General features: G+C 54.4%; 15 protein-coding genes. 11 read left to right on the plus strand and 4 right to left on the minus strand.

The features are described 5' to 3' along the window. Positions 1 to 33: 33 nt before the first annotated feature. Together C5Y96_RS27625 and C5Y96_RS18645 are read right to left on the minus strand one after the other, a co-directional pair. A complete protein-coding gene (locus tag C5Y96_RS27625) occupies positions 34 to 3942 on the minus strand; it encodes a hypothetical protein (protein WP_105356423.1) in 3909 nt (1302 codons plus the stop codon). Positions 3943 to 4305: 363 nt separating this feature from the next. Further along, positions 4306 to 5157, minus strand: coding sequence for a hypothetical protein (locus C5Y96_RS18645; RefSeq protein ID WP_105356425.1), 852 nt, complete (start codon positions 5155 to 5157; stop codon positions 4306 to 4308). A gap of 331 nt (positions 5158 to 5488) precedes the next feature. On the opposite strand from C5Y96_RS18645, the gene C5Y96_RS18650 reads away from it, so the two are divergent. The 5 genes from C5Y96_RS18650 (at position 5489) to C5Y96_RS18670 (ending at position 11109) form a co-directional block, all read left to right on the plus strand. Beyond that, on the plus strand, positions 5489 to 7423 hold the full coding sequence (locus C5Y96_RS18650) for an SLC13 family permease (RefSeq protein WP_105356427.1): 1935 nt from the start codon (positions 5489 to 5491) through the stop codon (positions 7421 to 7423). 516 nt (positions 7424 to 7939) lie between these two features. Beyond that, entirely contained in the window at positions 7940 to 8899 is a 960-nt protein-coding gene (locus C5Y96_RS18655; protein WP_105356436.1) for a DUF1559 domain-containing protein, read from the plus strand. A 90-nt stretch (positions 8900 to 8989) separates the two neighbouring features. Further along, positions 8990 to 9373, plus strand: coding sequence for a carboxypeptidase regulatory-like domain-containing protein (locus C5Y96_RS18660; RefSeq protein WP_146115719.1), 384 nt, complete (start codon positions 8990 to 8992; stop codon positions 9371 to 9373). A gap of 351 nt (positions 9374 to 9724) precedes the next feature. Then, positions 9725 to 10636, plus strand: coding sequence for a DUF1559 domain-containing protein (locus C5Y96_RS18665; protein WP_105356714.1), 912 nt, complete (start codon positions 9725 to 9727; stop codon positions 10634 to 10636). Between the two features lie 47 nt (positions 10637 to 10683). Continuing rightward, positions 10684 to 11109 carry a carboxypeptidase regulatory-like domain-containing protein gene (locus C5Y96_RS18670; protein ID WP_105356440.1) on the plus strand — a complete coding sequence of 142 codons (426 nt, stop codon included), beginning with the start codon at positions 10684 to 10686 and terminating at the stop codon, positions 11107 to 11109. Here the strand turns inward: C5Y96_RS18670 and C5Y96_RS18675 are convergent. Beyond that, a complete protein-coding gene (locus C5Y96_RS18675) occupies positions 11106 to 11537 on the minus strand; it encodes a VOC family protein (protein ID WP_105356716.1) in 432 nt (143 codons plus the stop codon). The two genes, C5Y96_RS18670 and C5Y96_RS18675, sit on opposite strands and share 4 nt — an antisense overlap. 240 nt (positions 11538 to 11777) lie before the next feature. On the opposite strand from C5Y96_RS18675, the gene C5Y96_RS18680 reads away from it, so the two are divergent. The 5 genes from C5Y96_RS18680 to C5Y96_RS18700 all read left to right on the plus strand — a co-directional run bounded on the left by C5Y96_RS18680 (position 11778) and on the right by C5Y96_RS18700 (position 18676). Continuing rightward, a complete protein-coding gene (locus C5Y96_RS18680; protein WP_105356442.1) occupies positions 11778 to 14777 on the plus strand; it encodes a VWA domain-containing protein in 3000 nt (999 codons plus the stop codon). A 232-nt stretch (positions 14778 to 15009) separates the two neighbouring features. Beyond that, positions 15010 to 16125 (plus strand): prenyltransferase/squalene oxidase repeat-containing protein, encoded by a 1116-nt coding sequence (locus tag C5Y96_RS18685; RefSeq protein ID WP_105356444.1) that lies wholly within the window; start codon positions 15010 to 15012, stop codon positions 16123 to 16125. Between the two features lie 100 nt (positions 16126 to 16225). Then, positions 16226 to 17062, plus strand: coding sequence for a hypothetical protein (locus C5Y96_RS18690; RefSeq protein WP_105356446.1), 837 nt, complete (start codon positions 16226 to 16228; stop codon positions 17060 to 17062). A 207-nt stretch (positions 17063 to 17269) separates the two neighbouring features. Then, positions 17270 to 18205, plus strand: coding sequence for a DUF1559 domain-containing protein (locus tag C5Y96_RS18695; RefSeq protein ID WP_105356447.1), 936 nt, complete (start codon positions 17270 to 17272; stop codon positions 18203 to 18205). A 54-nt stretch (positions 18206 to 18259) separates the two neighbouring features. Further along, positions 18260 to 18676, plus strand: a complete 417-nt coding sequence (locus C5Y96_RS18700) for a hypothetical protein (protein ID WP_105356449.1) — start codon at positions 18260 to 18262, stop codon at positions 18674 to 18676. Positions 18677 to 18685: 9 nt separating this feature from the next. Here C5Y96_RS18700 and C5Y96_RS18705 read toward each other — a convergent pair whose 3' ends face one another. After that, the gene (locus C5Y96_RS18705; RefSeq protein WP_105356451.1) at positions 18686 to 20029 is read right to left on the minus strand and encodes an HD domain-containing protein; all 1344 of its coding nucleotides are present in this window, start codon (positions 20027 to 20029) and stop codon (positions 18686 to 18688) included. Positions 20030 to 20375: 346 nt separating this feature from the next. Here C5Y96_RS18705 and aspS point away from each other — a divergent pair, with 346 nt between their 5' ends. After that, positions 20376 to 22160 carry an aspartate--tRNA ligase gene (aspS, locus tag C5Y96_RS18710; protein ID WP_105356453.1) on the plus strand — a complete coding sequence of 595 codons (1785 nt, stop codon included), beginning with the start codon at positions 20376 to 20378 and terminating at the stop codon, positions 22158 to 22160.

Genomic DNA, 22160 nt, shown 5'->3' on the forward strand with positions numbered 1-22160 from the left:
TCTAAGATTTTGCCCCTGGGCCAACCAGCGAAACTAGTTGACGTTGGTATTGGTCATGGCCCCCGTGTTCGTACCCTGGAAGGTGTACGAGGTCACTTCGCCGATCGACGAGAACAACGGCGTACCATTGAATCGCACATAGCGACGGTCGGCCGAAACCACGGCGAATGCCGAGAAGTTTGCACCTTCCGGAAGGGTCGTGATCACAGGACGATAACCCACCGAGTTTCGGACGCGACGAACAAAATCGTTCGATCCTTCCTCAACATCGGCAACGTATTCTTCCGAAGCAGTCGAGCCTTCAGCGGCATTGTTCAATTTGGCAGCGATCAACTCGCGAGTCATAGCCGCTTGAGTCTCTACAGCAACCTGAACCTGCTGTTCAGACAGGCTTTCCTTCCGGCGGCCTTCCGGCACAGTGAAGGTCACAAGAGCACCGTCCTTGCCAAGCTGCAACTGCTGACGTTCGTGGCGCTGATCCTCAGTACCGTAGTTGGTGAACACGTCCACTGTGATCTTGCTGGCAGTCACATCGCCCCAGACCTTACGGACGAGCATCTTGTAGTCACCCTTGAAACCCTTGGGGACAACATAGACTTCGTAGGCACCATCAGTACCGGCATCGGCCAGGGACGAAACAGCATCGCCCAGGAAGATACCGCCCGAGATGGTTCGAGGATTGTGCTGCGAGCAGACGCTTCCGCTAGGCTCTTCGACGATCAAGTCGAGATCCGATTCGCCCGACCAGGTCACCTTTACGATCGCATCGCGAACGAGTGCTTCTCGAATGCTTTCGTTGAACCGTTCGGCCACGTCATTTTTCTTTTCCGCCAGCAACTTCTGAAGCTGAGCTTTCGCAGTATTGAAAGCTTCCTGACGGATATCGAGATGCTCCTTCGGCCATTCCTGCGAGAGAATACCGATACAGGCCCATCGAATGGCATCTTCGTCTTCCAGACGCTTTGCAGCTTCCAAGCCCCAGGAATAGGGTTCAGGTCGCAGCGGCTCCATTTGGGAGACGTCTTGGTAAAGCTTTAACGCACGGGCATCCAGGTCCAGTCGCGTCATCAACTGTGCAACGACCAGCATGTGATTCGGGCCACCCGAGAAATCGATTGCACTCATCAAAGCACGTTCGATGTCTTGCTTTGGAGCATGGTCCAATTGCATGGCCAGGGCCATTGCTTCGTACATCCAAGGTTGAAGCTGACCGTCACGCAGAGCGAGTTGAATGACCCCGGTCACATCGCTGTAACGCTTGGCGGCCATCGCACGACGAACTTCGCTTCGCACGGCAGCTGCAGGAATCGTGGCTTGCGAATCAAAAGCTCGTTCCCACGCCTGAAGCCGAGTTTCGCCTTCGTTGACCTGGAGAATGAAAGCTTCCTGCTGGGCTTCAGCCGGCTTGGACGAAGCGTCAGCAGCTGGCTCTTGTGCGGGCTTCACGTCCTCGACTTTGGAGACAGCCTTTTCGTCGGCCACGGCAAACACACCACCGCCACCGCCGCCGAAACCATTGTTACCGCCGCCACCGCCAAAGCCGTTACCGCCACCGCCACCGCCGATACCACCGCCGACGCCGTTACCGCCGCCACCAAGGGTACCGATCTGAGCGGAAACTGGCAGCACGAGGTCGGCCACTGGATACACTTTCGTGATCAGTTCGCTCTCGGCTTCTTCTGGAGTAGTGATCATCAGCACTTCGTTGGCCACGATGTACGTCAGGTCCAATTCTTTCAGCATCAGACGCAGAGCAGAGCGAAGCGAAATACCTTCGATGTTACGGGTGACAGGCGTGTCGGTAGATAGACCAACGTCTTCCAGTGCTCGGTTATCGATCTGAATTTCGATACCGTGCAACTGCTTCAGATATCCCACCACTTCTTCCAGCGGCGTGTCGATAAACTGGATCTTGGTCTCGGATTCGAGTTGTTGGAAGATCTTTTGCTCGGCACTTCCCGTCGAAGCCAAGTCGACCGAACCATATTTTTCCTTACGATAGTAAATCTCTTCCCAGAATTCAGCATCTGGGTAGACGATTGGTGGTTCGTCTGGGAATGGAACACTGGACTTTTCAGCTTCGAACATCGTGTCGACAAATCGCTGATATCGCAGTTCCTTCAGAGCCGTGATCGAACGATAGTTACCGACGATGGTAGCAATCTCAACGCCTGCGACGGCAGCCTGATTGTAAGGGTCCATCGCTCGGACTTCTTGAGCACTGAGCAGGGCTTCGCTGTACTTACCTTCGTCCATCAACGCATCAAACATTTCCATGATGACACGAGCACGTTCTTCGTCACGAAGTAGCTGCTCGGTCAGAGCGATGCGTTCACGAGCGATCGCTTCTCGCTCGGCTGCCTCTGCACGGCGAGCTTCCACTTCCACCGCACGGGCAGACGATTCACGAATTGCGGCGATAATCTGGTTACGCAAACGAGCACGCACATCTGGGCTGAGATCTGGAGCACGTTCGACGTTATCCAGAAGCAGCTTCAATGCATTGCGTGTCCCATCAGGATCCGTGGTCATTCGACCACGAGCAGCGGCCAAACGATTGGTCACTTCTGCTTCGATGATACGAGCACTACGAATGGTGTTCAGATCAACCTCATTCAGAAACTGACCGTCATCTTCGCCAAGCGTCAGCGGTGCGGCCGAATCGTCCGATCCATCGTTCTGGAAAGCCACAAAGTGAACGGGAATACGACGGACCGAGGCACCACGATCAACGGGAGCCTTTTCTTCGGTCTTCGTCTTTTCATCGGACTTAGCAGCCGCCTTGGCGACAGCTTGAGCCCGCGGATGTCCTGGATCGATTTCCATGGCGGCTTGTGCCAGACGTGCAGCACCAACTTTGTCGCCAGCAGCGAGAGCCTGACCACCCAGCTTTGCGTATTGGTCGGCGGAAGCCATCAACACACTGGCCGTTTCGCGAAGACCGCCGGAACCCACTGTCGGCAGGTTCAGTCCATCATCTTTACGAGCCAGTTCGATCAACTGCGGCAAGTAGGCCTGATCATCATTGGTAGCTTCTGGTTTTCCGGTCCAAGTCCGAGCGAAAGCACCACTACCTTTAACTTCGACGCTCACTACGCCATCGGTGTCGAGCACACCCACGACGATTGAGTCGCGATCCGCACGCAGCGGCGGAAATTGTTTTGGGAAGGATTCAACTACGTTGGCCGAGAACTTGGCCGAAGCTGGCCAGATAACCGGCGTGGTCGCGGCGGCAGCCAAGCGAACGCCAGCTTCTTCCGATGGAGTTTCGCGATTATCAACTTCAACCATGCCGCCGGAGTGATTTGCCAAGGTAGCCAGAACTTCGATGTTACGCTCTGGTCCAATTGCCAGCGAGTTCAGCGCCACTTTGTTGCGGCGTAGCGTGCCAACGACTTCTTCTAACTCAGTCGGCGAGAGGAAATTTGCTTTGCTATTACCATCGCCGATATAGACAATCGAGCGATTCAATTTGCCAGACTTCGTGAAGACCGAAACAGCGTCTTCAATCAAAGTTTCCAGGTCAGTCGCCCCCAGAGGAGCACGCTTTTCCAACTTGGCGAATGCTTCGGAGATTTCACTGCCTTGAGGCGAAACGAAACTGCCGGTCATCGGAACGGCCATGATATCGCCAGCAAAAAGTTGAACCCGGCTATCGGATGGCAACGAAGCCATCAGCGCCTTAGCGGTGGCGATCGAATCGGTTCGGTAAACGCCTGCCTGGCTGGCAGAAGTATCAACCACCACCACAACTTCCGATGGGCTGGCTTCTGGTTTCTCATCAAGAGAAACACTCATGGCGAAGTAGCGGGGCCCGGCAGTTTGCTGATAGGTTGCGACGCGAGTGGCATCGCCCGCCGCAGCGGGAGCCACCATCAAAACGGCTAGCCCGATTGCCAAAAATGCCGAGAGACACTGCTCGAAGTGCTCACGCTTAGGCATAGTCGAAACTCCAAAAAAGAAATGGTGAGAAGTGTTGTTCGTTGCGACTCTGTTCCGAAATGGTCGCAGGTCAGCTGGCTGTAAACAGGTAATCCACAAACTGCACCTGCTCCTCAAATAAGGATAGCGCAAGGATTACCGCCCAGTCTGGATCCTAATTCTATTTCCCGCCTGCAAATACTGCCACCAAAAAACATCGAATCCGCTTAAGTTTAGCTGGATTAACATTTTGAGAAAATAGATGAAACGGGTCGTTCCTGCAGGCATCCCCACATTGAGGTAATCTGCCATGCCAAAACGGTCGCAAGGGAGCACATGCTCCCTTGCATAATACAACATAAACTGCGTTCAGCAATTGACTTACTAAAATCGCAGTAAATCTTGTAGCTGCGAGACACGATGGGCCGGCAGCAGTTCCGTTTTTCTGAGGGACGCAATGGCAATCGGCTGTGTGATGGCCGTCCAACGCTCTTGGATTGCCGAGAACAACTTGCTGACGGCAATTTCACCGGAAGCAATTGCTTGAACCTGTTCTCTTACAAAGACTTGAAACGATTCAGGCACTACAGGCTGGGCGTTCTGTTCGGCCAACAGAACCGGATCCACTTTGCTAGGCAGAACGTCGCTGTTTTCGTAGACGTAAACAACGGTCAGGTCATCCGTTACGAATACAAACCAGTCGTAAATTTCTGGCTCGAAGTAGTTGTTGTACTCATCGTATCCGTACGGATCGAGCGGGAATTTCGACTCATCCATCGCAATCAAGGCCATAACCTCTTCGCCTGTATTAACTTGCGGCAGATCATCCCATGCAATCTCCGACTCGATTGCCACTACCCGTTCACGACCCTTTTGGGCGGCGAATTCGGCTTTGATGATCGATCGTAAGTGTGCGTTGATCGAATCGTCAAAGTTCGCATAAATAGGGTTTGCCAGAAGGGCTTCCCATTGCGAGATCATCTCTGCAGCAAGTTCTCTCTGCTGAATTGGCTCCGATTTTTCCGCGAACGTATGATCACGAGCCACGCTCCAATCGATTGGTGGCCTCTTCAGGGCTTCCGCAATGCGAAATTCCACTTCCGGATGAAACTCAGGGTTGAGCTGAACGCTGACAACATGATTTGCGTCCACAATTTTGTCCGCTCTCGCCTCGAAGCTGGCACAGAATCCTAATGCGATCAGAACGGCCAGTCCGGCAAATATACGGCAAGTCATTTCTCTGTATCCTCCCAGAGTATTTTCAAAAGAACGCGATTAGCAAAGGCAGGCAATCCTTGCCTCGCGTATTTGGTGGGTAATTTAGCTAAACTAGGGTATCGACGAATTCAAAATGAACCCATTAGGCCCATTGGATAACTAGGGCACTTTGTAAGAACCTGGTGCCGTCACATTCCGCACCTTTTTTCACAGGGCCTGCTCCCCCTCTTTGGTCGAAAAAACGTAAAGAAGCCCCACTACCGCCCCACGGGTTCCTCCCGACAATAACGATTCGCTTTCAATTCACCCCTTTGACGGACGGTCAGCGTCCGGACAACAACTCGCCGACATGGAATTCCTGCAAGCTGCACATCCCTGGATTGCCATCGCTACCACTCTCGGAGTATTCCTCGCGATTCAATTTGCACGACGTGTCCCAGTCGATTTGTTGTTCCTTCTGGCACTCTGCTTTGTCACGCTGGCCGGGGTCATTTCCCCACAGATGGCAATCAGTGGCTTCGCTAGTCGGGCAGTGATTGCCATCAGCGCGTTGCTGGTGGTCTCGGCCGGACTTCGAAAGACAGGTGTGCTGGATTGGATCGGGGGAAAAATCCTCGGTCGCGCGACAAACGAACGCTCTGCCCTGCTCCGGCTCACTGGCCCAATCGTGGTTTCGGCCGCGTTTGTTTTGAATACTGCTCTGGTCGCCATGATGATGCCGGTCATTCTCGACTGGTGCCGGCAGCGAAATCTGTCCCCTTCCAAACTACTGCTTCCCCTGAGCTACCTGACCATCCTGGGAGGTGTCTGCACGCTGATCGGTACAAGCACGACACTGGTTGTGAATGAAAAGCTACGCGACAGCGTCGTGATTGTTGAGAACGAAATCAAAGATCTCGAGTCCAAGATCACAGCAGCCAAGCCTGATGATCGCCCTGCACTGGAAACACGTCTTGCCAATCGCAAGAAGATTCTCCCCAACGTGCAACCGATGGGCTTCTTTGAAATCAGTTGGATCGGGATTCCATGTGCACTCGTCGGTAGCTTGTACATGCTGGTGCTTGGGCAGCGATTTCTACCCGGTAAACGAGACATCATGGAAATGTTGGGGGACCAGCAACGCGAATACCTGGTAGAAATGATGGTTCAGCCCGATTGCCCGTTGATCGACCGAACGGTCGAAGCGGCCGGTCTGCGCAATCTGCATGGACTGTTCCTCATCGAAATCGATCGCGAGGGCGACATCATCACGCCGGTGACTCCGCGCGACTTCGTCCGCTCTGGCGATCGACTCGTCTTCACTGGACTGGTGAACACGATCGTCGACCTCGAAAAAATCCCCGGGCTGATTCCCGCCGCCGACAGGACTTACGAGTTCCACCCCCAATCGCGTGTCCAGCGTCACCTTACCGAGGTCGTCTTGAGTCCTTCGTCTCCCTTGATCGGTACGACGGTAAGAAAGGCGAATTTCCGTCAGTTGTACAACGCGGCGGTTGTCGCCGTGCATCGCAACGGGCAACGCCTACCCAACAAGATTGGCAATATCGAACTTGAGGTAGGGGACACCTTACTGCTGCAAACTCGCACGGACTTCATTGCCCAACATCGAAACAATCGAGATTTCTACCTGGTCAGTAGCGTAGACGATGCCGAACCTCGGCGTCACGACCGAGCCCTTATTTCCGGCGGCCTGATGATTTTGCTGATCCTTTGGTTGTGCCTGACATCGGTGTTTTCCGGTTTTGAATTTGCTGGCGGCTGGGGCAGCCCCGCGATCGCTGCGTTAACAATCGCTGGCCTAATGATTTTGACCCAGTGTCTTTCCGCATCTGAAGCGCGTGGTGCGCTCGACATGCAGGTCATCGTGACAATCGCTGCGGCTCTGGGGTTGGGCAATGCCCTTTGGGAAAGTGGTGCCGCTCAGATGATCGCAGAGGGACTCGTTTCCGCGGTCGGTACCAATCCGTTTGTCCTGCTTGTTGTGATTTATCTGCTGACGGTTGTCTTTACCGAAACGATTACCAACACGGCGGTCGCGGCGCTGCTGCTTCCGATCGCGGTAGCCATCGCCCAGCAAAGCGATTTGAGCCCGAGACCATTCATCATGGCCATCGCTATCGGAGCATCGATGGCCTTTCTTACCCCTATTGGCTATCAAACCAATCTTATGGTCATGGGACCCGGTGGCTACACACCGCGCGACTATCTCAAGTCAGGTATTCCACTGGCGATTCTCATCGCCATTACGTCCATCACGTTGATACCGCGGATCTGGTCGTTCTAACCAAAAGCAAGAGTTGGGCAGCGACTTGTCCTCTCGGCTAAGTTTCCAGAATCAATGCGCGAAAATGCATTAAGAACAAAAACTTTTTGCTCGCGGTTTACCGAGAACGCTTAGCTACGTCGCTAATCCATGAGCCAAGCATATCCCCAATATGCAATGGCCTGGGATCCCAGCAGGAGGCATAAATAATTCCCAAAAACCACGAGACATCAATTTTGAAATTGCCGTAAGTGGCCCCCAAATTTAGAGATTAAGGGTGTACTTACATTGGGCATGGGCACCCACCACCAAAGAACGCAATTTTAGACTTCATATGCTTTACATCGACAACTCTTAAAGATCTTCTGGCCTTTTTACCTAGACATCGAAAGCGCAAAATAACGTATGTGAGGTGCATAAATATGCTCTTACTTGCCTGGTACCAATAAGAGGGCACAGGCGGCCTCATGTCTATCATTCATTTATTGTTTGTTGTGTCATTGCGCATGCCGTTGGGCTCTCGGAGGGAGATGCATCATGAAGTCTTCTCGTTTGCGATCAGGCTTTACTCTGGTCGAATTGTTGGTTGTGATCGCAATTATTGGTGTCTTGATCGCGCTACTTCTGCCCGCGGTGCAACAGGCTCGTGAGGCCGCTCGACGTAGCGAGTGCTCGAACAACCTGAAGCAGATCGGCTTGGCGACCCACATGTTCCACGATACGTATACCAAACTGCCTCCGTTGGTGAATTGCCAACAAGGTTACAGTGTCTGGGTACACCTAATGCCGTTCGCTGAACAGAACGCCCAGTACGAGTTGCTGCATGCCGTTAATACCGACAACTGGAAAGACGTGATCTTTGCGAACCTCACCCAGCAACAGAAGGAAGGTGTCAGTTCGATCTCGTACATGACTTGCCCTTCACGTCGAAGCGGCGTCCAGATGAAAGACTCGGGTGGCCAGCAGGGCCCATGGAGCGACTACGGTGCCGTCGGTTACGACTCGTCCAGCACCGTGTTTAACGCTTACCACAACCCAAACGACAGTTCGCATGTGAACGACATCAAGAGCATTCTGCGAGTTGGTATTCCTACCAGCCCTGGCGACAATAACCCATGTGGCGAAGCGAATCCGCGTGACTCGTTCGCACGCGTCACGGACGGTCTAAGCAACACCCTGATGTTTGGCGAAAAGGGGCTTGGCAAAGATCAGGTTGGCGTTTGTTGCGGCTCGACTGGTGCCGATGGTTCGTTCCTCTACTCGTCCGACGGATGGCGAGAGTTTTCGGTCGCTAGTTCTATTCGTCTCCGCCTAGGGCGAGGTCCAAATGACAACGCTCGACCGGACAACGGGCAGGGGCACGGAAGCTGGCATCCTGGCATTACCCAGTTTGTTCTGGGTGACGGATCGGTCCGAGGCATTTCGACCAACATTTCGCAAAGCACCCTGGAAAACCTGGGCAATGCTATGGATGGCAATGTGATTGGCGAGTTTTAGTCACACCTTGCATAAACAGTCACGGAGTCTCCCCCAGGGGCTCTGTGGCGTCAAGAAATCAAACCACAACATCATGCGAGGGTCGAACTCATGAAACGCACACTCCTTCTTGCTGCTTGTCTCCTGCTGCTTATTGGCGGGATGGGATGTAGCCAACAGACAGAAAACGCCGTATTCGGCACAGTTCAGTACGCAGATGGAACTCCTATGGCACAGGGAGAACTCATCTTCGACGACGGGAAGTATTCCGATATCGCACCGATCGACAGCGAAGGCAACTTTTCCGTCGTGAAAGGCCTGCCGGCTGGAACGTATAAAGTGACACTCGGAGGCGTGATGGAACCCGATGCCAAAGGCAACTATTCGCCGATCGTGCACAAGCGTTACCTCGAATACAAATCGACGGATCTTAACGTTACGGTGCCCCTCGGAGATGAGCCCGTCAAGTTTATGATCGATCGCCCGAAGAAGTAATCGCATTACTTTCCAGGCAATTACCCAACGCATAGTCCTTACGACCATGCGTTTTTTGTTTCTAGCGAATTTGCTCCTTGGTTCGACTTGCCGCACTGGCCTAATCACCAGCAACCTTCCTCAATGCCCAAGGGTGCCTTTTTTTTCATACGTTTTCAAATGAACGAATTATCTCGGATTTCTGCTAGTTGATATCGCGGGATGTTGTTACAAAGAAGGTATAGAAACACATTGTTTTTGAGAATTAATTCGATTTAATTCCTACGCCTTTTCCCTTAGCATCTGCGCCCCACGCCTTTCTCATCATGCGCCAAGTGCTTTCGTTGTTTCATTCTTCGTACGGATATCGCTATGACTCTGAATCGTAAGCGGCCAGGCTTTACCCTGGTTGAGTTGTTGGTGGTGATCGCCATTATTGGCGTGCTCATTGCTCTTTTACTTCCTGCGGTCCAGCAAGCACGTGAAGCCGCCCGGCGAATGTCTTGCTCGAACAATCAAAAGCAGTTGGCATTGGCACTTCACAACTATCACGACACCCACGGTAGCTTTCCGCCAATGATCGTCCGGGAAGAAACCGCGACGGATGCGGCCTGGGCGTGGAGTGCACTGATCTTGCCAATGATCGAGCAGGCCAATATTTACGATACGCTTCAGGTTGGTAAACAGCGGCTAGTCGATGCCGCCGGTACGACTCAGGGGCCGAAGATTCTGGGACAGTCGCTCGAAGCATTCAATTGCCCATCCGATGCACGAACGAGCGACGCTTCGCCCCGCGCGGTCGCTGGGGCACCTCTCGGTTTATCGAGCTACCCAGGCGTCAACGGCACCGGTCCTCGTGTGTACTACTATGACGAAGGTCCCACCGCCTCGGCGTCCGGTATCTTTACCGACCGTGTAAAGGGGTATGCGTTCCGCGATATTACAGACGGTTCCTCGAACACCATGATGATCGGCGAACGTCACTTCAAGCTGCCGTTCAACACAAACACGACCTACACCCAATGGGCCGGCACGACCAATGGCAACCAAGACAACAGTGGCTACTACGGTTCCATGGAAGTCGCTGGATGCACCGGTTATCCGCTCAATGAGCCGGAACCCACCAATTGGCAGTTCCGTCACTGGTTCAGCAGCCTGCACCCAGGCGGAGCGATGTTCGCATTCGCAGACGGCAGCGTTCACTTCCTGCCTGAGACGATCGATCAGAATATCTACCAGAATCTCTCGAATCGATCCGACGGCAAGACTCTCGGCGAGTACTAGTCGACGGAATGCATGCGTTTCTAGAAGTTCTATTCGGGAGATCCGTCATGGTATGGCGATTGGCAATGCTCTTCGCTCTGATAACAACGCTTGGCTGTTTCAGCGGGCGACCAGACTTGGACTTTGGCAACGTGCACGGCAAGGTGACCCTACAAGGCAAACCCCTTGCCGATGCAACGGTTCGGTTTCAACCCGAGAGTGGTCGGCCTTCTTACGGAAAGACCAATCAGGCCGGTGAATACACGTTGAATTTCATGGGTAAGGAATGGGGCGCTTTGGTTGGTAAGCACCAGGTTGCAATTACCACCGAAGACCGCATCGAGAATCCAGAAACCGGTGAAGCACGCTGGCAACCAGAAATCCTTCCACCTAAGTACAACACGCAAACGGAATTGGCTGCTGTGGTGGAATCAGGCGAGAATGAAATTGACTTCACGCTCGATGAGATGAAAAAGGGAGCCAAACGCCCTTAGGGAATCTTTAAGCTGCCGTCTTCATTGAAGTCAAACGCTCCATAAGCGACTTCCCATAAGTACCCGTCGAGATCCGAAAAATAGCCGGCGTAGCCACCCCAAAAGGTGTCCTGCGCCGGCTTTTCGATTTTGGCACCGGCTGCTTCAGCTTGCGTCAAGATTCGATCGACGTCCTCTTTCTCTCGCACGTTGTGAGCCAGCGAGATGCCTGTAAATCGGGAACGCTGTTGCCCGATCCAATCTCCCCCCACGTCCTCGGCAAGCTTATCCAGCGGATAAAGAGCCAGGCACGTTCCAGTCATTCGAAAGAAGACCACGCCTTGGTCACCGTTCCACGAGGTAGGCAGCCTCAGTCCGTCTCGATAGAACTCAAGCGATCGCTGCAGGTCTTTTACACCCAGCGTAATCAAGCTGACTCTTGGTTCCATCTGGCTCTCTCGCTTCAATGATTCCATCTACGTAATGACTTGTTTTAACTGGATGGCGTTCTCTTCTACTATTTCCAGGAGTTCCTTTTGGGCCGTCTATCGTAGCGAAATGTCTTGTTCTGCCCACAGCAAACCAATGCATAGTCCTGGCAATTTGACCAGCAAGTCTGTTTTTTTCCAACATCGGCGTAGAATAGGGACACATGGGATACCGAACGTTAATCAACCGAAAGACGCGGAATGACGGATCTTCAGTTTTCGATAGAACGCCCTATCTTTCTGCTTCTATTGGCGATTATCCCTGCGTTGTGGTGGGTATCCTGGAATGGCTTGGCTATGGGTAACCGCTGGCGTTGGTTGTTGGCCAACGGTCTGCGAAGTGTTCTCTGCATTCTCGTCGTTTTGACTTTGGCTGAAGTTGAACTGGTTCGCACGAATGATCGCCTGACAGTAATTTACCTGGTCGATCGTTCGCTCAGCATCCCACCTGAGCGTCTTGAGAATGTGATCGATTACGTCCGCTCGACCGCCAATACGTTTCGCCAGCAAGTGCCTGACGACCGTGTCGGTGTGATCAGTTTTGGTGGCGACGCAGCGATAGAAATCCCACCGTGGTCCGGCGACCTGTTTCTGCGATCGAAAATAGAGACATCCATCGATCCACAACAGACCAACCTGGAAGCGGCACTGAAACTCGCCCAGGCAGCGTTCCCGGCCGATGCGGCCAAACGCGTCGTGATTGTAACCGACGGCAAGGAAACGCTCGGCAATGCCATGTCGGCGGCAAGATCACTAAGCCAGGCAGGCATTGGCATCGATGTCGTCCCGATTACTTCCCAGACACGCACGGAAATCAATGTTGAAAAAATCACGACGCCAGCCAAGATGCGAGAGAAGACTCCCTTTCCTGTGCAGGTCGTGTTGAACAATCGTCCTGGAGTTCATTGGGCCCCACAGTCAGCGAGCAAACCGGTTGTCGGTAAACTTCGCGTCGTTCGTCGCGGCAACGGACGAGATCAAGTTGTTATCGAGCAGCAAATTGAACTGGAACCCGGGACGCGTGTTTTCTCCTTTCAGGACAACTTACCCGATGGTGGTTTCTACACGTACGAAGCCGAGTTCACACCAGAGCTAAAGGGGGTCGATGGGTTCACGCAGAACAACCGTGCCTCTTCATTTACGCACATCGAATCACCCGGCCAGGTTCTTCTGATCGTTGATTCGTCGCGTCCCGACGAGTTTGACGGGTTCGCTGAAATGCTGCGCAGGAATGACTTGAAAGTCACGATCCAACCCAGCGATCAGCTCTTCACCAAGCTAACCGACCTGCAGCCATACGATCTAGTCATCCTTGGCAACGTTGCACGCAGCAGCGGTAATACCAGCGAGATCACGGCCTTCAGCGATGCCCAGATGCAGATGCTCGCCGACAACACACGAAGCCTGGGTGCCGGGCTGATCATGCTGGGCGGGCCCGACAGTTATGGTGCCGGCGGTTGGACGAACACACCGATCGAAGAAGCGATGCCGCTCGACTTCCAGATCAAAGATGCCAAAGTCGTTCCGGTTGGGGCCCTGATGCTTGTCATGGACAAATCTGGTTCCATGGATGGCGAGAAAATCCATTGGTGCAAAGCAGCAGCGCGTGAGTCGCTGCGTGCTCTCGGTCCGCACGACTACATCGGAGTAACGACATTCGACTCCACCACCTCGCGTACGGTTCCACTTCAAACGGCTAAGAATCGTCAGTTCGTCACGCAGATGATCTCACGTCTTTCGTCCGGTGGTGGAACGAACATGTTCCCGGCGATGGAAGACGGGTTTCGCCAACTGCAAGCCAATGAAGCCGCAGTCAAACACATGATCGTCCTGACCGACGGACAAACCCCCGCAGCGGACTTTGGCAATCTGACACGCCAGATCGAAAAGAGCGGAATCACGGTGTCCACCGTCGCGGTGGGACAAGACGCCGACGTCCGCCTGCTGAACCAGATTGCCGCCATTGGTCGGGGCAAGTTCTATCAGGTGACTTCGCCCAAGGCGATTCCACGGATCTTCATGCAAGAAACGCGACGTGTCGCTCGCCCGTTGGTCTTCGAGAAGCCTGGTGGCATCATTCCGCAAGTTGTCGCACATCATGAAATACTAAAAGGGATACCATCCGCTGTCCCACCGTTTTCCGGCTACGTGATGACAACCCCCAAGGATAGTCCGCTGGTCGACGTGCTTCTGACCTCGCCAGAACCTACAGGGCAGACCAACGCGCTGCTCGCTGCCTGGCAGTATGGTATCGGCAGAAGCGTCTGCTGGACGAGTGATGTTGGTCAGCGATGGACAACCAACTGGACCGGCTGGGAAGGAAACGAAAAGCTGCTGATGCAGATGATTCGCTGGTGCATGCGAACGACCGGCCCTTCCGAGAACTACCTGATTGCATCGGAAGTCAAAGGTCAAAAGGTAAAGCTCATCCTGAACGCTCTCGACGACCAAGGCAACTTCGTCAACTTCGCCACACCGCAGCTAAGTGGCGTCGGACCTCGATCCGACCTCGTGAGTGAGGCATTTGTTCAAGTCGCTCCAGGACGGTACGAGGCCGAATTCGATGCCCAACATGCCGGCCCACACTTCTTGGCTGTTTCGCCAGGACCAGGGCAAACACCACTTCGCATCGGCGTGAACGTGCAAAATACGCAAGAGTTTCGGGAACAGTCCGACAACTTACCGCTGCTCCAACGTTTCGCCGAGTTAACGCCCCCCGGCGGCCGTCCTGGTGAGGTGTTTAACTTAGACATGACCCAAGAGCAGTTGGCCAAGATGGACACGAATCCGTTTCGCCACGATCTTCCCAAGGCCAGCAGCCAACGTCCGATCTGGTACCTGGTGCTGGTGACGGTGGCTGGCTTATTCGTACTCGATATTGCGAACCGCCGGGTACTGTGGAGCTTTGCCTGGGTAGGGACGCTGTGGGCACGCATCCGGCATCACCCCCTTTCCGAGACTCCTGTTGTCGAATCACTCCATCGCTTGAAGGCCCAAAAGGAAAAGTTGAATCGAGACTGGCAAGTGACCTTTGACGATGCGGTCATAGAAGCTCATACCCCCGAATCGCCGGCCAAGTCACATGAAACGCTTCCGCCGAGCGGCAAAGAGCAGGGTCTCGAAGTAAACGAGGAACGGAGCTACCTCGACCGACTACTCGATGCCAAGAGACAAACGCGGCGCATTGATGAGAAGGAGTAGCCCCCTGCCGGCATGTCGCTTAAAGCGACATCCATGTCGACCCCAGCGACACGCCAGAATTCTATCCAGATCGCTAAGGTGAAATCTGTCGGGTTTCATTCATTTCACGTGGTTCCTAGCCTGCTGGCATGGCCTTTGCTGATTGAGGAACAGCGCGCTCCTACTGGCTCTGAACAAAGAGGTTACCGTGAACATTTGCCGTCGTGTTTTCGTTGGAATTTCTCCCTGCCTGATGCTAGCCATCAGTTCCTTCGCGTTTGCTGCGGATGGTCCCATTTCGAGTGAGTCTCAGAAGAAGCTCGATACGATCGTCGCCAGTGGCTTGAAGTATCTTGAGAAAAACGGGCAGGCCCCTGATGGCAGTTTTACAGCTCAGGCAGGCCCCGGCCTCACGGCTCTTGCTGTGACTGGTGCGCTTCGTAGCGGAAAGACCGTTGAAGATGCGGTCGTCGTGAAAGGGCTTAAAGCACTGGAAGGTTTCGTCAAGCCAGATGGTGGGATCTACGGTAACGGTCGCTTGCGCAACTACGAAACCTGCGTGGCGATGCTCTGCTTCAAAGAAGCCAACGCCGATGGCCGCTACAACGAAACACTTAAAAAGGCCCGCGAGTTCGTCACCGGACTGCAGTATGGCAAGGGAGAAGTTGAGCAGGAAGACGTCTGGTTTGGGGGTGTTGGATATGGTGGTGCAGGCCGCCCTGATCTTTCCAACACCGGCTACCTGGTCGAAGCGTTGATCGATACAGGCAGTGAAGCCGACGACGAAGCGATCCAACGTGCATTGGTCTTTGTTTCGCGCTGTCAGAACCTGGAAAGCAAGTACAACACAACCGAGTTCGCCGGCAAAGTGAACGATGGTGGCTTCTTTTATGAGATCCCACGCGAGAAGATCGATCCCTCCACTTCCCCGGAGCGTTTTACCGAAAACGGCGGCATCCGCAGCTACGGTTCGATGACCTACGCGGGCCTAAAGAGCATGATCTATGCCGGACTGACCAAAGACGACCCGCGTGTGAAGGCTGCTTCAGAATGGGTAACCAATAACTACAGCGTCGAACAGAATCCAGGCATGGGGAGCGCCGGCTTGTTCTACTACTACCACACGTTCGCCGCTGGTTTGGGTACGGCTGGCCTGACGGAAGTGACCGACGCCGAGGGTAAAACCCACAACTGGCGCGAAGAGTTGATCGACGAATTGGCCAAACGCCAGAACGAAGATGGCTCGTGGTCCAACGAAAACGGTCGCTGGTTCGAGAACGATAAGAACCTGGCAACTGCGTTTGCACTGATGGCCCTGTCCTACTGCGATGCCGACTCCACCCAGCCCTCTGGCACCGTCACAAAATAATGCCCATCCTGTTCCCTCTCCCCTTAGCGGAGAGGGCTAGTGTGAGGGGTGACTTAGGTATCAACTTCACCAAACATCGCTCCAGGCCTTTTCTGCATTCATGCATGCTCCTGCCGACAAGTTCCCGACGCACTCACGGTGGTTCCGCATCTCGGCGACCATCATTTGGCTGCGTGATCTGTCGATCGGACATCACCCGCTTGCACTTTGGCTGGTAAATGCTGGTGTCCTTCTGCTGTTAGCGGGTTGGATTGTTTGGGACGCCCGCTTTTCTTCTACGTGGGAGCATCTCGAATTCCAGATGGGATGGCACCAGGATGGCTCCGACCTCGACGAGTTCGCCCATTCGCTGGCCGCCCAATGGAAGATCTTTGTGTTGGGTTTCATGGTGGTGATCGGCACCGTGAGCCTAGCAATGCTGATCCTTGGCATGACGATGGGCTCTCGCGGGCACCGCACCCTTTCCTCCTGGATGGTTGTTCTTTCTCTGGGATGTTGTTGGCTTGGTTTGATTAACGGGTGGGATGAATTGATTTGGGCTGGAAAGAAGTTGCGAATCGACTCTCAGGTCACCGCTTTCCAGCCGATTGTGCAGTCGCTTCAACAGGACTGGCCCAGAAACGATGGCGAGCGAGATAATCTCGGGCCGTTTATGGCCTACCCGGCAGGCAAGCCACAGACGCTCATTTTGCTCACGACTCCACCGATGGCTCAGTCCGGACCAACTTTCAGCAGCATTGAACGAAGCGATGCTGGCGGCATTCGCTTTCAGCTTTCAGGAAACGAACGAGGTGTCTGGCTGGAATGGCATCCCCCTGGCAGCCAACCGGAATCTTTCGTAGGCGGACTGCTCGAGCCACATCACCTGTCTCGCAGTGTCTCGCTGGGGGAAGGCTGGTTTCTGGCCCGCTACGACCAAGCCGCCATGGCCTCTTGAGCCCTCCTTGGTGCACCATAGCCCCAATGAAATAGACATTGTGGCAATTATTCTTGTACTACCGAGAAACAATCGCTACGATTTTCCTTGTAAGCGTTTTTTCTAGAAGAATCTCGGTTTAACCACTTGGCTGGAAGACTGGCGATATCTTTCCACGCTTGTCCTCACTTTTCATCACTTGCCACAAGGAACAGCACCGTGGTACGCATGGCCTCTTCTCGCGGTTTTACTCTGGTAGAACTTTTGGTGGTTATTGCCATTATCGGAGTGCTCATCGCGCTGCTGCTTCCGGCCGTTCAAATGGCCCGCGAATCTGCTCGACGGATGCAGTGCACCAACCACATGAAACAGTGGGGCCTGGCAATGCATAACTATCACGATACCGTCGGCAAGCTGCCGTTTGGTGCGACCAACGACAGTAACGGCAAGCGGCACACATGGGTGGTGAGCCTATGGCCTTATATCGAGCAGAACAATCTGGCCGAAGCATACGACTACAACAAGCCGTTCTACGACACGCCGAACATCATTCAAAACACGTTTGATGGTGTCTTGGCCCAGCCGGTCGAGTTCTACTACTGCCCAAGCATGAACGGCGGCAAAATGAACACGTCCGACGCCTACTGGCGCTGCCGCGTTCACTATGCTGTGAACTACGGAAACGTCACGATTCCCAATGGTAGCTCGACGGCAACTGAAGCATTGAAGGCTCCTTTCGGTTTCGAAGGAAGCCAGGGGGCACTTGGAGAAACGCCGCGCACGAGTGACTTTTCTGGCTTCACCGATGGCCTTAGCAACACAATGCTGATGTCGGAACTGCGAGCCCACCCTAACGACTCCGAGCCAGACCACCGTGGCGATTCCTTCAACGACGACGCAGCCGGCGGTGGATTCATGACCGTGTCGACCCCCAATTCCTCGGCTGCCGACGTGGTATCGTCGGCCTGGTGTGTCGATAAACCGGAGATCGGACTTCCATGTGTTGGTGGCAACGAGCATCACGCTGCCCGCAGCCTACACCCTGGTGGTGTTCAGGTTTTGATGGGGGACGGTTCAGTGCACTTCGTCAGCGAAACAATTGCCATCGACGTCTGGCGGGCCGCCGGCACGATGGAAGGGAAAGAAACCCAATCACTCAACTAGTTTCTGTCGCTGGCCACCAATCAATCGCTCAACTCGCTCAGGATGATTCGCACCATGAGGATAAATCAATTACTCGCGTGCAGCATTGGGCTGTCACTACTTTTACTGATCGCAGTCGGCTGCGGCTCAGGGCGTTCTGACCTGGTCGAAGTAACCGGCAAAGTGACCCTGGATGGCCAGCCGGTCAGCAAAGGGAAGATCACCGTCGAAGCCACCGACGGCAAAGGTGGCGTCGAAGGAGGGTCAATCGAGAACGGTGAGTACTCGGTAATGACTACGCTGGGCAGCAAGGCGGTCAAAATCAACTCGCCAAAGGTTGTTGGCCAAAAGAAGACCTACGGAACCGCAGACAGCCCCACCGAGGAGGTCACCACCGAAGCCATTCCAAAGAAGTACAACCAAAAAACGGAACTCACGATGGAGGTCAGTAGCTCCTCACTCGAGCACAACTTTGAATTGAAATCAAAGTAACGCCAACTTTTAGCCCGTTTCAGGGAACATGCTTCGAACCGTATCGACGAACAAGGATTCGATCGCAGAGTCACTCTCGATCGAATCCTCGAGTCGCGGATGAATAAAGATCCGCACCTTCTTGACGTAGTCGTCGAACTGCCTCTTCGCAAGCGTCTCGACCATCGGCGATACGTCGCCCAAGGCTCGGTACTTGCCTGTCTTCTGGTCGAGCACATCGATATTGAATTGCACTTCCAACTTGATCGGCGGCGCGTCGATCAAGATCTCATGGGGTGCTACCCGACGTGACAAATGCCGCGACAATGTCGTCGCGAATTGATCGCTCAGGTCGACCAGCCAGTCATAAGGACGCCGGGCAATCTGATGAAACAGTTCGGGATGATCAAAATGTGAGTACTCGAAAAGACGCTTATAGAGCCGACGAGAAGGACCGAAGAGCCCATCCAGTAAATCGCGAGCAGGCCCATTGCCGGCCGCTTCCAGCATGGCCTCGATCATCGGCCTTTCGGTCAGGCGAAACAGGGAATCGAGTTCCAACTGCGGACGCAGCATGAAAAATGCCCGCTGCAGCATCGCGGTCGCACTGCGAACCGCGTGGTGCCAGTAAACTTCGCTAAACATCACGTAGCGGGCAAAGACCATCATCTCGGCGGCCGTACGACCCTTGTTCGTCAGGGCAAGCTTGTCCCCTTCCTGGCTAACGCACAGGCTGGCGATCAGACGCTGCTGGTCGAAGTTGCGGCCATAGGGGACACCAGCATGCAGGCTATCGCGTTGCAAGTAATCAAGCTTGTCGACATCAATTGGCCCAGAGATGATGCTCTGCATGAGCTTCATCTTGTTGGTGCGTCCCTTCTCGGACAGGAAGCTGACGACATCGCGAGGGTTGATCCCCCAATCATCTCGCAAGCAGTCGGCGATTTCTCCTTCCAGCAGAAAGCTATTGGCGAACAGTTCGTGCTGCGGCACGCCCGCCAATCGCATGTCTTCAATCGGATGACAGAAGGGCCAATGCCCCAGATCGTGCAGCAAGGCCGCCACGATCATCAATTCGGCATCCTTGGTTTCAATGACTTCAGCGAACTCTGGCACATGGGCCAATCGCTGCAGGTACAGCAGCATGGTCTGGTAAACGCCCAGGCTATGCTCGAATCGGCTGTGATGGGCCGCCGGGAAAACGAGTGACACCAGTCCCAATTGGCTGATATGGACCAACCGACGAAATTCGGCCGTATCGACCAGGTGCCGAACCCGATCGGTCAATGGGACGTCCATGTCAGGAGGGATGCGGATCACATCGGATCGAGACTGCAACCCAACCACTTCCGGGATTTGAAGGAGTTCACTCATGAGCGCCGGTATACCTGATGCAGCCAGATGAGGGAAGCGGTCGTTAAAATCGTTAAGGTGAATTTAGCCACAGTGGTGGACACAGAGGGGGACCAACTACGGACGACACGAATCAACACAGATAAGAATAAACAGAAAGTGGGTGCTGCCGTTCATTTCTCCCCAAATCCGTGTTATCCGAGGTTCAATTCCCTCCCCACTGTGCCCTCTGGGCCATATCTCTGTCCCCTTTACCCAAATTTCGCTCGGAAAGCCCAATCTAGGCATTCGGGCCTTGTCGGTCTAAAATACTCGATTTCCCCCCTTCACATCGACGCTGTCCTGATCTCCAGCGAGGAACAGAACCTTGTATCGCACACACACTTGCGGCGAATTACGAAAATCCGACGTCGGCCAAACCGTTACCCTGGCTGGGTGGGTTGATTCGTACCGCGATCACGGCGGCGGGCTGTTTGTCGATCTTCGCGACCGATATGGCAAGACCCAGGTGGTTTTCAGTAGCGACAGCGGCGAGGAAACGCAGAAGCTTTCGCGAACCCTTCGCAATGAAGATGTGATCCAGGTCGTTGGCAAGATCGATCCGCGCCCCGATGGGACTGTGAACCCGAAGCTGAGCACCGGCGAGATTGAAATCAAGGTCGAGAAGCTGGTCGTTCTGAACAAGTGCAAGACGCCTCCGTTCTTTCCTGGCCAGCAAGACATGCCAGGGGAAGACCTCCGTCTGAAGCATCGCTACCTGGACCTTCGCCGCCAGCAGATGCAAAACACGATGATGCTGCGCAGCAAGATCATCAAGCTGATGCGCGACTACTTCGAAGAACAACAATTCATCGACGTCGAGACTCCGATTCTCGGCCGCAGCACGCCGGAAGGGGCTCGCGACTACCTCGTTCCCAGCCGCGTGCACCATGGTGAATTCTACGCACTGCCGCAGTCGCCGCAGTTGTACAAGCAAATCCTGATGATGGCCGGTTACGACCGCTACGTGCAGGTTGCCCGCTGCTTCCGCGACGAAGACCTTCGCGCCGACCGCCAGCCAGAGTTCACCCAGTTGGACCTCGAGATGGCCTTCTGCGAAATGGACGACGTGATCGGCATCATCGATGGCTTGGTCACCAAAGTTGCCAAGGAAGTTCATGACGTCGACGTCACGGGGCCCCTACCGCGGATGACCTACGACGAAGCCATGGAACGCTTCGGCCACGATGCTCCGGACCTGCGTTTCGACTTGGAAATCATCGACGCAACCGACCTGGCTGCCGAAGCCGAGTTCCGCGTTTTCCGAGCCGTTGCCGACGCTGGCAACCGTGTTCGTGGTATGTGCGCCAAGGGTGCTGCCGATAAGTACTCGCGCCGCCTGATCGACGACATGACCTCGATGGTCCAAGACGACTTCGGTGCCAAGGGGCTTGCCTGGTTCAAGGTCGAAGCCGACGGAACTCTCAACTCGCCCATCGCGAAGAACTTCACTCCGGAACTGTTGGCCAAATTCAAAGAGCGTTTCGCCGCCGAGCCTGGCGATTTAATCCTGATCGTCGCTGACAAGTTTGAAGTGACCTGCAAAGCACTTTATGGCCTGCGAAAGAAGCTGGGTGCCGAACTGAAGCTGTACGATCCCAAGGCAATGCACTTCAGCTGGGTGGTCGAATTCCCCATGTTCGACTACGACGAAGAAGAAGGACGCTGGGTCGCGATGCACCATCCGTTCACTGCACCACGCCCGCAAGACGTCGAACTTCTCGACAGCGATCCCGGCAAGTGCCGCGCATTGGCCTACGACCTGGTGATCAACGGTAGTGAAGCAGGCGGCGGTACGATTCGTATCCACGACAACGCGACCCAGCAAAAAGTCTTCGGTCTGCTGGGCATGACGGAAGAAGACGCCAAGGGACGCTTTGGCTTCTTGCTCGACGCCCTGCAGTATGGTGCTCCACCGCACGGCGGTATCGCCCTGGGTATCGACCGCTGGGTGATGCTGTTCGGTTACCTGGACAACATCCGCGACTGCATCGCGTTCCCCAAGACGCAGCGTGCCGCCGACCTGATGACCGAAGCCCCAAGCACGGTTGATCGCAAGCAACTCGAAGAACTGGCGATCAAAGTGCTGCGTCTGGACGAAGTGAAGAAGTAG

It is taken from the genome of Blastopirellula marina, assembly GCF_002967715.1.
Taxonomy (GTDB): Bacteria; Planctomycetota; Planctomycetia; order Pirellulales; family Pirellulaceae; genus Bremerella; species Bremerella marina_B.